We start from the raw sequence: 13084 nt of genomic DNA, 5'->3' as shown, positions 1-13084 counted from the left end.
CGCGGGCAGAGGCTTTCGCAAGTCACCCATGCAAGCCCAATTCATTGGCGGTCTTCCAGATCCGCCAGTGATCATGCGGCATATTGGTCTGGGTCAGACCAAACGCGCGGAACGCATCATGCACCGCATTGGAGAAACAGGGCACACCACCCACATGCGGGCTCTCGCCCACACCCTTCGCCCCAATCGGATGATGCGGGCTTGGGGTCACGGTGTAATCCGTCTCATAGTTGGGCACTTCCCATGATGTGGGCAGGAAGAAATCCATCAACGTGCCGGTCTTCACATTGCCCATCTCATCATAGGCAATCTCCTGTCCCAACGCCACGGCCAGCGCTTCAGTCAGGCCGCCATGGATCTGCCCTTCGATGATCATCGGATTGATCCGCGTGCCACAGTCATCCAGCGCATAGAAGCGGCGGATCTCCGGCACACCCGTGTCCACATCAATGTCCATGACACAGACATAGGCGCCAAACGGATAGGTCATATTGGGCGGATCATAATAGCTGACCGCCTCAAGCCCCGGCTCAATCCCCGGAATGGCCTGATTGTAGGCAGCAAAGGCGATCTCTTTCATCGTCTTAAACCGCTCCGGCGCGCCTTTGACCACAAATCGATCCACGTCAAATTCGACGTCATCGTCATGCACCTCCAAGAGGTACGCCGCAATCATCTGTGCCTTGGCACGGATCTTGCGCCCCGCCATCGCCGTGGCCGCCCCCGCCACCGGGGTAGAGCGTGACCCATAGGTGCCAAGCCCATAAGGCGCCGTATCCGTGTCACCTTCCTCTATGGTAATGCTGTCTGCAGGCAGGCCGATCTCGGTTGCAAGGATCTGCGCAAATGTGGTCGCATGCCCCTGCCCCTGACTGATCGTGCCCAGCCGCGCAATCGCAGAGCCTGTCGGGTGAATGCGGATCTCACAGCTGTCAAACATGCCCAGCCCAAGGATGTCACAGTTCTTCACAGGCCCCGCCCCGACAATCTCGGTAAAGAAGGTCAGGCCAATACCCATCAGGCTGCGGGTCTTGCCGGCTTTGAAATCCTCAATCCGCTGCGCCTGTTCCGCACGCAGGCCCTGATAATCCACAGCCTCCATCGCCTTGTCCCAGGCCGTGTGGTAATCCCCGCTGTCATACTCCCAGCCCAGCGCGGACTGATAAGGGAACTGCTCTTTCTTGATAAAGTTGATCCGGCGCAGCTCGGCGGCATCCATATTCAACTTGATCGCCAGCACCTCAATCATCCGCTCGATGAAGTAGACCGCCTCCGTCACACGGAAGGAACAGCGATAGCTCACCCCACCCGGCGCTTTGTTGGTGTAAACCCCATCCACCGCCAGATAGGCTGTCGGAATGTCATAAGAGCCGGTGCAGATGTTCATGAACCCGGCCGGGAATTTGGTCGGATCGGCGCAGGCGTCAAAGCCGCCGTGATCTGCGGTCACATGACAATGCAGCCCGGTGATCTTGCCGTCTTTGGTGGCGGAAATCTTGCCGCTCATCCAATAGTCCCGCGCGAAAGCCGTGGTCATCAGATTTTCCATGCGGTCTTCGACCCATTTCACTGGCCGTCCGGTGACAATCGAGGCCACAACCGAGCAGACATAGCCCGAATACGCGCCCACTTTGTTGCCAAAGCCGCCGCCGATATCGGGGCTGATCACCCGGATGTTGTGCTCCTCAATGCCGGAAATCAGCGACACCACGGTGCGGATCGCATGGGGTGCCTGAAACGTGCCCCAAAGTGTGAGCTTGCCGGTCACCTTATCCATGCTGGCCACAGAGCCGCAGGTTTCCAGCGGGCATGGATGCGTGCGGTGGTAATACATGGTCTCTTCCGCGACCACTTCAGCCTCCGCCATCACCGCGTCGGTTGCTGCCTCATCGCCCTGTTCCCAGGTGAAGATGTGGTTGGGATGATTGCGCGGCCCATGCGCGCCATCAGTGGCCTTCCCGTTTTCATCGACAGTGTCTTCGCGCAACACCACATCGGATTTCAGCGCCTCAAACGGATCCACGATGACTGGAAGCTCTTCATATTCGACTTCCACCAGTTCCACCGCATCGGCCGCCGCGTAGCGATCTTCCGCCACCACAAAGGCCACCTCCTGGCCCTGAAACAGCACTTTACCATCGGCCAGCACCATCTGCTTGTCGCCAGCCAGCGTCGGCATCCAATGCAGGCCCAGCGGCTCCAGATCCGCCGCGGTGATCACAGCCACCACGCCGGGCACTTTCATGGCCTCTTCTGCGTTGATGTTCACCACCCGCGCATGGGCATAGGGCGAGCGCACAAAATCGCCAAACAGCATGCCATCAAGCTTGATATCATCCACATAGTTGCCGCGCCCTTGGGTAAAGCGCACGTCTTCCACGCGCTTGCGGGCACAGCCCATGCCTTTCAGATTGGCGGCGCGTTCTTCGGGGGTCGGTGTCATGTCATTCATTCTGCCGCCTCCTTCTGAGCGTTCAGCGTGTCCGCCGCAGCGGCAATCGACTTCACAATGTTCTGGTACCCGGTGCAGCGGCAGATATTGCCCGCCATGCCAAAGCGGATCTCTTCCTCGGTTGGGTTCGGATTTTCTTGCAACAGGCGGTGCGCACGGGTGATCATCCCCGGCGTGCAGAAACCGCATTGCAGCCCGTGATGCTCACGGAACATCTCCTGCAGCACACCAAGGCTGCCGTCCTCATTCACCAGACCTTCCACCGTGGTCAAATCTTTGCCCTGCGCTTGGGCCACAAACACAGTGCAGCTTTTCACGGACTTGCCGTCCAGGTCCACCGTGCAGGCTCCACAATGAGAGGTCTCACAGCCGATATGCGGCCCGGTGATGTTCAGGTTTTCACGCAGAAAATGGATCAAAAGCGTGCGCGGCTCTGCAAGCCCCTCCACCTCTTTGCCATTCACGGTCATCTTTACATGCATCTTAGACATGACGTCCCCCCTCAGCTTGCACGGCTCTGCGCGCGGTCAATCGCGCGGCGCAGGATCACGCCCGCCACATGTTTCTTGAATTCAATCGGGCCGCGGTTGTCCGCCACCGGATCAATCGCGCCCATCATCGCGCTGACACAGCCGTCAACGTCACCCGCCGCCAGCGCCACGCCAGCCGCCTCAGACCAGATCGGCGTATCCGCAAGGTTGGTCATCGCCACCGACGCTGTACCGCCGCCAATCATCACAGCCGCCGCCGCAGTCGCATAATCGCCAATCTTGCGCTTCTGCTTTTCATAGGCATAACCGGTGCCGCTTGCGGGCACAGGAATGGTGATCCGTGTGAGGATCTCCTCATCGTCGCGCGCGGTGAAATAGGCCGCCTCATAGAATTCGCGCGCCGCAACCGTGCGGACCCCATCTGGCCCGCTTAGCTCAAAATACGCATTCAGGCACTGCATCAGCCCCGGCATGTCATTGCCCGGATCGCCATTGGCCACATTGCCGCCCACCGTGCCCATATAGCGCACCTGCGGATCAGCAATCAAAAGCGCCGCCTCTTTGATCAGGGGCACGGAGTTGGACAGCCCCTCATGGGTGATCAACTCATGCTGCGTCACCATCGCCCCGATCGTCACCGCATCGCTGCCAATCTCAATGCCCTTCAAGGCATCAATATCTTGAAGATCGATCAGATGGCCCATATCGGCCATACGCAGTTTCATCATCGGGATCAGGCTATGCCCGCCCGCGATCACCCGCGCCTCATCTCCATGTTCCTGTAAAATCGACACTGCGCCGGCAATGTCAGACGGCCGGTGGTATTCGAACCCCGCTGGTATCATCTGGCTTGTCCTCCCTCACCCGCACAACGCAGGTTTCAGGCACCAGTCCGCCAGCCATCTCCCACCGAGGCGAGCCTTTAAAAACAGGCCACGTCGTTCGTTGCACGAAATGCGAATAGGCTGCACGAGTTGCGAAATGCGATAAGAGTGTCTGTCTGTTGGGCTCAGAGCCTCAACAAGACACCAACCAGAAAACCCACCTAAAGCGCCCCTGAGACAGGGGTATCAAACGACCGGAAAATGCGCCCGTTTGGCCCGCTGCACGGCCATAGCGGCCTGCGCTTGCCGTTTTGTCAACAAAGGCAGAGCGGGCAGCTGATGAGCTCCATCAGATGCGCCAGCCCCCAGCGCCAAAGCAAGTTCAGCGTGGGCTTCCGCATCAAGGTTCGCCCAGATCTGTGATCCCAGCAGCAGGCTCTCTGTTGCAATGCCATTGGCAAAAGCAACATGATGCGCGTCACACAGAAAGTGATGCCAGCGCACCGATTTCTTCCCCGCCATGTGACGCACACCGGGCAATCCAACAAGTGACTTGGCAGGCACAAAGGCCGGCGTCGCAAAACGGCTCTCCAACTGCCCACAGATACCAACAGCAACACGATGCTGCCCAGACACAATGAGATCCCGGTCAGGTACACCCGTCGCAAGAGCCCCCTTTGAGATCAGGACCGGCTTCTGGTGCAGCTCCACATCATCCAGTGGCTGCTCCCCAGACCAAACCCAGCGCACCGGCTGCGAGCCTTTGTTCAATGTCATGATGAGATCACCAGCTCTCAAATCTTCCACAAGAGTGACCCCTCCAGGCGTCCTAATGCGTGACCCAGGCGCATAGCAGGCCGGAATGCTGCCTTTGTTGGTATCATACTGCGTATAATAGGTCTTTCCGCCATCATCGGATTGCAAAGAGCTGCCATAACTCGATGCCGTGCCCACATCGGTGCTGGTCATACCCGCCGCAGGCCCTTCTGTGGCGGTGACCGTATTGCCCCAATAGGATACAAACTGCATCACCGTACCGGAGTCATCAACCAACGCTAAAGCGTCATCGATGTACATTTCTCCCGTACCATACATGGTACTGAAACCAGAGGTATTGCTGTCAATGACATAGACATCTTTGCCACCAAATGTCCCCTGAGAGGCACCCAGCCCATAGCTTTTCACAACCGTTCCGTTGTTTTGATAGAGAACAACAGAATACGCAGATACGTCCGTCCCGGTTGGCACCGCAACTTCAATGAACTCTTTGTTGGCAAGCCCGTAGTATTGGAACTCCGAGATATAACCGGCCATGTCTCAGCTCCTGTAGCAAGGAACCTTTCATGCACGACATGTCGCATCTATTCTATTAAACCAGCACAAAAACTGTGCTGCATTTGATTCAAACCTGATGCAATCGGCTTTCACGTGCCTGTTGCACGCGCATCAAGCAGCTTGGCATCATTTTGCCTCTAAAGCCCCAGTGTCTCGCGCAACGCCGCCATACGCGAGCGGCTCACAGGCACCTTGGGCAGGCTCTCCACCGCATCAAAATAGAGCGTTCCATTGTCTTTGTTACGCTCAAAACTGCTCACATGGGTCGGGTTGATCAGATAGCTGCGGTGCGCCCGTAAAAACCCGCTTGCCTCCAGCCGGTTGTCTGCCTCCGTGATCGACCAGGGGCAAAACAGCTTCTCCGCCCCCAGATAGAGCACCGTATAGTGCCCCTCCGCGCGTATGGCCGCAATCTGCATAGGTTCGGCAAAAAACGTCTGACCTTCGCGCTCAAACGGCACCCCAGCAGAGGCCGCCACCGGCCGCACAGCCATCTCTGGCTCGTTGCTGACAGGCGCGAGGTCAAGTTCCTTCACCTCCTGAGGCAGCACAAAGGTGATGCTGGTCAGCATAAAGGCCCCGCAAATCAGGAACACAGCAAAGGTCACCCCCATGGCCATCACATAGTTGTCCAGCGCCGCCCCCTGCACGCCACCGGCCCCTGTGACCTCAAAACTGGTCATCGCAACCGCCCCGTAGTGCAAAGAGAAAAGCGCAATGCCAAATCCCAACGTGCCTAGCACCGTGCTGCGCTGTGTCCGCTCCGAATATGCAACCCAGACCACCACAATCCACAACAGCACAGACGCCCCCGTCGGGATCACAATATCCAGCACATCATAAATCGGCCGACAGACCTGCATCCCCGCCATACCGATGTAATGCATCGCCATCACACCAATCCCGAGTATGCTCCCCGCACTGATCAGAATCTGTGGCGTGCGTTCACGAAAATGCAGCAACAGCAACGCAATCCCAGTCACCAGAATCGCCACCAGCACCGAAATCATCGTGATCAGCGCGTCATAGAAAAACATCACCGGCAGCTGCAAACCGAGCATGCCAATAAAATGCACCGACCAGACACCGCCCCCCAAAACGACCGACGACAGAGCCACAACAATTTTGCGACGCGTGCTCGGCAGTGCGCTCGCACCACGCGTCAAGGAAAAGCCTGTGAACCCCGCCATCAGCGCTACCGCAAGAGACAAAGCCACTAGCACAGGGTTGTGCGAAACCTCCAACACGCCTGTGATCCTCCCCTGATCGCTGCCGTTTGGTTGCTGGGGGAACGCTAACAAATGCCTCATGCAAAGGCAATTTTCTCTCACACTTTTATGGCCTTAGCTGCGGTGCGCCACAGGAAGCCCACAACAAGGCCACCGAAGTGGCCCTCCGAGTGTCACTGCATGCACCGTTAGGCGCACCCCAGCCACAGATTTCTGATGCGTTTTTGCCCCCTATTGCCCCAGTCGCGCATTTGCGGCTAGGTCAGAGCCAGCACAAAAGGCAGAGCGCACATGAGCAGCACAATTTACATCCTCAACGGTCCCAACCTGAACCTTCTGGGCAAACGTGAACCGGAAATTTACGGCCACGACACGCTGGCAGATGTTGAAACTGCCTGCGCATCCGTTGGCGAAAAAATCGGTCTCACCGTCAAGCTGCTGCAATCCAATCACGAAGGCGAGCTGGTGGATTGGATTCATGAGGCCCGCGACCACGCCGCCGGGATCATCATCAACCCAGCCGCCTACAGCCACACATCCGTGGCCATTCTGGACGCGCTCAACACCTTCGACGGCCCGGTGCTGGAAGTGCATATCTCCAACATCCACAAACGCGAGACCTTCCGGCATCACTCTTACGTCTCTGCGCGCGCAGAGGGCGTGATCGCGGGCTTTGGCGTGGAAGGCTACGCGCTGGCCATGCGCCGCATGAGCACGCTGCTGGGCTAAAAACCTTCTCTGCCACGGGACGCGCGCCCTAGGGAGAGTCACGAGGGCCAGCGCGGGATCGGGGGTCGGCGCTCCCTCTATTGCAGAATAGCAGTTTATCCCTGCCACATATTCTAACCCTAAGGGTCTGGCACAGCTTGCCAAAGCGCCGGCCCATGGGGCCGGTCCGGCGCTGGCCCGGCGGTGCTGCGCACCTTGTTCCGGGCCTTAACGACTCACTTCTTGCGCATCGCGTCCATCAACGCCGCCCCCAGCGCACCATTGCCGCTGTAGGGCTGCTTGGGCTTGGCACTGTGACTGCCACCACCGCGCGGCCCCTTGCCACGCGGCCCGCCGCCGGATCCCCCCGGACCACCTCGCCCTTTGCCGCCAAAGCCAGCCCGCGCATTGCGGTCTTCCTTGGCTGAGGCCCCGCCATCCTTGCGCATGGACAGGCCGATGCGTTTGCGCGGAACATCCACTTCCGTCACGGTGACCTTCACCACATCCCCGGCTTTCACCACCTCATGTGGGTCTTTCACAAAACGATCCGCCAGCTGGCTCACATGCACCAGACCATCCTGATGCACGCCCACATCCACAAACGCCCCAAAAGCCGCCACATTGGTCACCGTACCTTCCAGCACCATGCCGGGCTTGAGGTCTGAAATCTCCTCAACCCCATCGGCAAAGGTCGCGGTCTTGAACGTCGGGCGCGGGTCACGCCCCGGCTTTTCCAGCTCGCTCAGAATGTCGCGCACAGTTGGCAGACCAAACTTCTCAGAGACAAACTCCTCCGCCCGCAAGCGTTTCAGCGCCGCGCCATCGCCCATCAGGCTGCGCACGTCCCGCCCGCAGGCAGAGATAATTTTGCGCGCCACATCATAGGCTTCAGGGTGTACCGCACTGGCATCGAGCGGCTCTGTGCCTTCAGTGATCCGCAAGAACCCGGCACATTGCTCAAAGGCCACCGGCCCCAAGCGCGCCACCTTCAAAAGCTCTTTGCGCGAGCCAAAGGCCCCGTTTTCGTCGCGATGCGCCACAATCGCTTCCGCCAGACCGGGCCCAAGACCGGACACATGCGCCAAGAGCGGTGCCGACGCCATATTCAGATCCACGCCCACCGCGTTCACAGCGTCTTCTACAACGGCTTCCAGCGACTTGCCCAAGCGGTGCTGATCCACATCATGCTGATACTGGCCAACCCCGATGGACTTCGGCTCAATCTTCACGAGCTCCGCCAACGGATCCTGCAAACGCCGCGCAATCGACACAGCCCCGCGCAAAGACACATCCAGCCCCGGGAATTCCCGCGCCGCCAGCTCGCTTGCGGAATAGACCGAGGCCCCCGCCTCGCTCACCACCACTTTGGTCGGTGCTTTCACACCTTTGGGCAAATGCTTCAGCACCTCGCCCACCAGCTTCTCGCTCTCCCGGCTTGCGGTGCCATTGCCAATCGCGACCAGCTCCACGCCATGTTTGGCAATCAGCGCCATCAAGGTCGCCTCAGCGCCGCGCACATCGTTTTTGGGCTGGAAGGGATAAATCGTGGCCGTATCGAGCAGCTTGCCGGTGGCATCCACCACCGCCACTTTACAGCCGGTGCGAATGCCTGGGTCCAGCCCCAGCGTCGCCTTTGCCCCCGCAGGGGCTGCCAGCAAAAGGTCTTTCAGGTTGCGCGCAAATACCTGAATGGCCTCTTCCTGCGCCCGCGCGCGCAGCTCGCCCATCAGATCCACGGTCATGGTCAGGCTCAGCTTCACCCGCCATGTCCAGCCCGCCACTTTGCGCAGCCACAGATCACCGGGCGCCTCACTGCGGGTGTCGAGATAGCTCGCCACCATCGCCTCGGCCCGCTCTTTGCCGCCCTCGGGATCGGGGCCAATATCCAGCGAGATCACGCCCTCCTTGGAGGCGCGCATCATTGCCAGCGCGCGGTGGCTTGGCACTTTGGACCACGGCTCGGAATGCTCAAAATAATCCGAAAACTTCGCGCCCGCCTGTTCCTGACCGGAAATCACTTTAGCCGCCACAATCGCCTCTTTCTGCAAGAAGCTGCGCAGCGCGCCCAAAAGGGATGCATTCTCCGTCAGCCCTTCGGCGACAATATCACGCGCGCCATCCAGCGCCGCTTTCACATCGGCCACGTTTTCGGCGATGTAACCCGCCGCCAGCGCCTCAGGCTCCGCACGTCGATCCGCCAGAATCGCCTCCGCCAATGGGGCCAGCCCGTTTTCACGCGCAATCATCGCCTTGGTCCGGCGCTTGGGTTTGTAAGGCAGGTAAATGTCTTCGAGCGCCGCTTTGGTCTCAGCACCCACAATGGCCTTGGCCAGCGCATCGGTCATCTTGCCCTGCTCGGTGATCGAGGCCGCCACGGTGTCTCGCCGCGCTTCCAATTCGCGCAAATACGCCAGCCGATCCGCCAAGGTCCGCAACTGGCTGTCATCCAGCCCGCCGGTCACCTCTTTGCGGTAACGCGCCACAAACGGCACCGTCGCGCCCTCATCCAAAAGCTTCACAGCCGCCCCAACCTGATCGGGTTTGGCGGCAATCTCGCCAGCAATGGTGCGGAAAATGCGCGTGCTCGTGTCCAAGGGGGCTCTCCTGAAAATCATTGGAGCACCCTTCTTAGCATTGCCTGCCGCAGGGCCAAGAGCGGATCGCCCCGCTCAGAGAAATACCGCCGAAAGGGCAAACAAGGATGCCGCCGACAAGGCGACACCCCAAAGTCATGCGGTATTAGCCGTCAAGCTCCAGCCTCTGCAACAGCGCCGCCATAGTTGCGCGCTCCGCATCCGTCATCGCCGCTTTGCGGCTTTTAAACAGCGTCGCCTGCGACTTCAGCACAAGCGCGTCTGACAGGATTTTCAGGTGGTTGGCCCGCAGCGTATCCCCGGTAGAGGTGATATCCGCCACGCCTTCCGCCGTCATATTCTTGATCGTGCCCTCGGTCGCGCCCTGGCTGTCCACCAGCTGATAATCCGCCACACCATTGTCGCGCATGAACTCCCGCACCAGACGGTGATATTTGGTGGCAATCCGCATGCGGAACCCATGGGTTTCGCGAAACGCCGCTGCCGCCGCATCCAGATCTTCCAGCGTGTCCACATCGGCCCAACAGCCCGGCACCGCGATGATCAGATCCGCATGGCCAAAGCCCAACAGCGCAAGCTCCGCAACCTGCTGCTCCCACTGGCCGAGCTTCTCGCGCACCAGATCCGTGCCTGTGACCCCCAGATGTATGCGCCCCGCCGCCAGCTCGCGCGGGATTTCCCCGGCAGAGAGCAGCACCAGCTCCACGCCCTCAACACCCTCAACGGCACCGGCATATTCCCGATCCGATCCCGTCCGGCTCAACTGCACACCGCGCGCGCCAAACCAGTCGAAGGTCTTCTCCATCAGCCGCCCTTTGGAGGGCACACCCAGCTTAATGCTCATGCTGCATCCTCCAGATCGACCAATACACCAGGGCGGACCACACCACCCACGGCAGGAATCTCACGCCCCTGCCCCAGCACTTGGGTCAACGCATCATAACGCCCGCCCGTGGCCACCGCAGGCAGATCCGCCCGTCCTGGCACGTAAAAGCCAAAGACGAACCCGTCGTAATATTCCATCGACGTGCGGCCATAGCTGGCCTCAAACTCAAGGCGCGCCACATCCACGCCACGCGCATCCAGCGCTTCCATACGTTCCCGCAACCGGCGTGCGGCTCCGCTGATCGCGGGCATATCCACCGCCAGATCGCGAATGTGCTCCAGCGCATTGGGCAGGGTTTCGCGCACCGCCAACAGCGCCTCGATCAGCTCCACCTGCAGGGCCGAAATTGGCGCCGCCGCCGCATCCTCGCGCAGCGCATCAATCCGTGCGGCCACCTCTGTCTGCGACCGCAGGCCAATGTCGCTATAGCCATGTGCCATCGGATCGTCTGCCGCCAAAAGCGCCGCCCGGCTCGCTGGCACCTCAGACCGCCCGGCAAAGCGCTCCAGCAACGCTTTGAACTTGCGCGGCCGCCAGATGTGGCGTGCCAGCGCGCGCTTGCGGTGCTCTGTGGTCTCAAGCCCAGCCACCGCTGCGGCCAGAATGCCAATGTCCCCGGTGGCAGCGCGCAACTCCACACCTTTCAGCGCATCCTGAATGACCGCAAATACCTCGGCATCGCTCGCCGCTGGGTTCTCGCGGTCAAACACCTCATAGCCAACCTGCATATATTCATTGGCCCGCGAAGGATCGTCTTCCTGGCGCCGAAACACCTCACCCGCGTAAGTATAACGCGCCGGTTCCGCCCCATGCGCCATATGCATCTGCACCACAGGCACGGTGAAGTCAGGGCGCAGCATCTGCTCGCCCCGCAGTGCATCCGAGGTCACATAGGCGCGCCCACGGATGTCCTCGCCATAAAGGTCGAGCAGAGCCTCGGCTGGCAACAACACCGGTGTCTCCACCGGCACCGCCCCCGCCGCTTCAAAGCCTGCGGTCAGCGCCGCCGCCCGCGCGCGGATCTTGGATTTCTGTGCCATCAGCCTGCCTGCTCTTCGCTATGGGATGCCAGAATCTCGCGCACCTTCGCCACCAGATCACCGCGTGGCACTTCAAACTGGCTCGGGCGCTCTTTCCACTCTTCCAATGTGGCGCTTTCAGCAATTTTTGCACCCAAAATCAGGTCTTTGAGCTGCACCACACCGTTGGCTTTCTCGTCACCACCTTCGATCACAGCCACAGGGCTGTTGCGCTTATCCGCGTATTTCAGCTGGTTGCCGAAGTTCTTCGGATTGCCAAGGTAGACTTCGGCGCGAATGCCCGCATTGCGCAGCTCAGTGACCATCGCCTGATAATCCGCCATCCGGTCGCGATCCATCACGGTCACCACAACCGGCCCCGTGGCCACGCCACCCATCCGGCCCTTTTCGCGCAGCGCCGCCAGCAGGCGATCCACCCCGATGGAGACCCCAACCGCTGGCACTTCTTGGCCCGTGAACCGCTTCACAAGGCCATCATAGCGCCCGCCACCAGAGACAGAGCCAAACTGCCGCTTGCGGCCCTTCTCGTCGAGAATTTCAAAGGTCAGCTCGGCCTCAAACACCGGCCCGGTGTAATAGCCCAGACCGCGCACAATGGAAGGGTCAATCTCGATGCGATCACTGCCATAGCCACCAGCGGCCAGCAGCTCGCCAATCTGTTCCAGCTCGGCAATGCCCTCAGCGCCCACTTTGGAGGCGCCAACCGCCCCGCGCAGATTGTCAAAGGTCTTGGCAACATCACCCGCTTTGGAAGTCAGGAAGGCAATCACCGGCTCGATTTGATCCTCAGACAAGCCCACACCGTCGATATAGGCGCCAGAGGCGTCCAGACGGCCTTTGCCGAGCAACTCGCGCACGCCGCTTTCGCCCACCTTGTCGAACTTGTCGATGGTGCGCAGCACGTTGTCGCGTGCAACCGGGTCTTCGCCAAGCCCCATCACTTCCAACACGCCGTTCATGACCTTGCGGTTGTTCACCCGCACAAGGAAATCTCCGCGCGGAATGCCCACGGTCTCCAGCGTGTCAGACAGCATCGCGCAAATCTCGGCATCTGCGGCCATGCTCCCCGTGCCGACAGTATCCGCATCACATTGATAAAACTGACGATAGCGCCCCGGTCCCGGCTTTTCATTGCGCCACACAGGCCCCATCGCATAACGCCGATAGGGGTTGGGCAAATCATTGCGGTGCTGTGCATAGACCCGTGCCAGCGGCGCGGTCAGATCATAGCGCAGCGCCATCCAGTCGCCGCGAGATTTCTCAGTGTCCTTTTCGTCAAATTCCTGCCAGGCAAACACGCCTTCGTTCGGACGGTCTACATCCGGCAGAAACTTGCCCAGCGCCTCAACGGTTTCCACCGCGCTGCTTTCCAAGGCCTCAAACCCATAGCGATGATAGACCCCAGCGATCTGATGCAGCATCTCGGTGCGCTCGGTCACCTCCACACCAAAATAGTCGCGGAACCCCTTTGGCGTAACTGCCTTGGGGCGGGGGGCTTTCTTCTGCTTGGCCATTGCTATGG

General features: G+C 60.0%; 10 protein-coding genes. 1 reads left to right on the top strand and 9 read right to left on the bottom strand.

What is annotated here, in order from left to right:
- Positions 1-22: 22 nt before the first annotated feature.
- The 5 genes from PJL69_RS19185 to PJL69_RS19165 all read right to left on the bottom strand — a co-directional run bounded on the left by PJL69_RS19185 (position 23) and on the right by PJL69_RS19165 (position 6349).
- Positions 23-2452: an aerobic carbon-monoxide dehydrogenase large subunit gene (locus tag PJL69_RS19185; protein ID WP_271311123.1), complete on the bottom strand. Its 2430-nt coding sequence runs from the start codon at positions 2450-2452 to the stop codon at positions 23-25.
- On the bottom strand, positions 2449-2943 hold the full coding sequence (locus PJL69_RS19180) for a (2Fe-2S)-binding protein (RefSeq protein ID WP_271311122.1): 495 nt from the start codon (positions 2941-2943) through the stop codon (positions 2449-2451). Before PJL69_RS19180 ends, PJL69_RS19185 begins: the two co-directional genes overlap by 4 nt.
- Positions 2944-2954: 11 nt before the next feature.
- Positions 2955-3788 (bottom strand): FAD binding domain-containing protein, encoded by an 834-nt coding sequence (locus PJL69_RS19175; protein WP_271311121.1) that lies wholly within the window; start codon positions 3786-3788, stop codon positions 2955-2957.
- Between the two features lie 225 nt (positions 3789-4013).
- On the bottom strand, positions 4014-5081 hold the full coding sequence (locus tag PJL69_RS19170; RefSeq protein WP_271311120.1) for a Hint domain-containing protein: 1068 nt from the start codon (positions 5079-5081) through the stop codon (positions 4014-4016).
- 158 nt (positions 5082-5239) lie between these two features.
- On the bottom strand, positions 5240-6349 hold the full coding sequence (locus PJL69_RS19165) for an MHYT domain-containing protein (protein ID WP_271311119.1): 1110 nt from the start codon (positions 6347-6349) through the stop codon (positions 5240-5242).
- Positions 6350-6622: 273 nt separating this feature from the next.
- Here PJL69_RS19165 and aroQ point away from each other — a divergent pair, with 273 nt between their 5' ends.
- Positions 6623-7060 carry a type II 3-dehydroquinate dehydratase gene (gene aroQ, locus PJL69_RS19160; RefSeq protein ID WP_271311118.1) on the top strand — a complete coding sequence of 146 codons (438 nt, stop codon included), beginning with the start codon at positions 6623-6625 and terminating at the stop codon, positions 7058-7060.
- A 215-nt stretch (positions 7061-7275) separates the two neighbouring features.
- Here the strand turns inward: aroQ and PJL69_RS19155 are convergent, their stop codons facing one another.
- The 4 genes from PJL69_RS19155 to hisS form a co-directional block, all read right to left on the bottom strand.
- Positions 7276-9636 carry a Tex family protein gene (locus PJL69_RS19155; RefSeq protein ID WP_271311117.1) on the bottom strand — a complete coding sequence of 787 codons (2361 nt, stop codon included), beginning with the start codon at positions 9634-9636 and terminating at the stop codon, positions 7276-7278.
- Positions 9637-9781: 145 nt separating this feature from the next.
- Positions 9782-10480: an ATP phosphoribosyltransferase gene (hisG, locus tag PJL69_RS19150; protein WP_271311116.1), complete on the bottom strand. Its 699-nt coding sequence runs from the start codon at positions 10478-10480 to the stop codon at positions 9782-9784.
- Positions 10477-11562, bottom strand: coding sequence for an ATP phosphoribosyltransferase regulatory subunit (locus PJL69_RS19145; RefSeq protein ID WP_271311115.1), 1086 nt, complete (start codon positions 11560-11562; stop codon positions 10477-10479). Before PJL69_RS19145 ends, hisG begins: the two co-directional genes overlap by 4 nt.
- Positions 11562-13076 (bottom strand): histidine--tRNA ligase, encoded by a 1515-nt coding sequence (gene hisS, locus PJL69_RS19140; RefSeq protein WP_271311114.1) that lies wholly within the window; start codon positions 13074-13076, stop codon positions 11562-11564. The genes PJL69_RS19145 and hisS overlap by 1 nt, the downstream gene beginning before the upstream one ends.
- Between the last annotated feature and the right edge of the window lie 8 nt (positions 13077-13084).

This window comes from Shimia sp. MMG029 (assembly GCF_027947445.1).
Lineage (GTDB): Bacteria > Pseudomonadota > Alphaproteobacteria > Rhodobacterales > Rhodobacteraceae > Shimia.
This window is presented reverse-complemented; position numbering and strand designations above follow the sequence as displayed.

Excerpts from the sequence above, each read along its gene's own strand:
- PJL69_RS19175 (WP_271311121.1), bottom strand. The coding sequence starts at position 3,788 with ATGATACCAGCGGGGTTCGAATACCACCGGCCGTCTGACATTGCCGGC.
- PJL69_RS19145 (WP_271311115.1), bottom strand. The coding sequence starts at position 11,562 with ATGGCACAGAAATCCAAGATCCGCGCGCGGGCGGCGGCGCTGACCGCA.
- hisG (WP_271311116.1), bottom strand. The coding sequence starts at position 10,480 with ATGAGCATTAAGCTGGGTGTGCCCTCCAAAGGGCGGCTGATGGAGAAG.
- aroQ (WP_271311118.1), top strand. The coding sequence starts at position 6,623 with ATGAGCAGCACAATTTACATCCTCAACGGTCCCAACCTGAACCTTCTG.
- PJL69_RS19170 (WP_271311120.1), bottom strand. The coding sequence starts at position 5,081 with ATGGCCGGTTATATCTCGGAGTTCCAATACTACGGGCTTGCCAACAAA.
- PJL69_RS19180 (WP_271311122.1), bottom strand. The coding sequence starts at position 2,943 with ATGTCTAAGATGCATGTAAAGATGACCGTGAATGGCAAAGAGGTGGAG.
- hisS (WP_271311114.1), bottom strand. The coding sequence starts at position 13,076 with ATGGCCAAGCAGAAGAAAGCCCCCCGCCCCAAGGCAGTTACGCCAAAG.
- PJL69_RS19185 (WP_271311123.1), bottom strand. The coding sequence starts at position 2,452 with ATGAATGACATGACACCGACCCCCGAAGAACGCGCCGCCAATCTGAAA.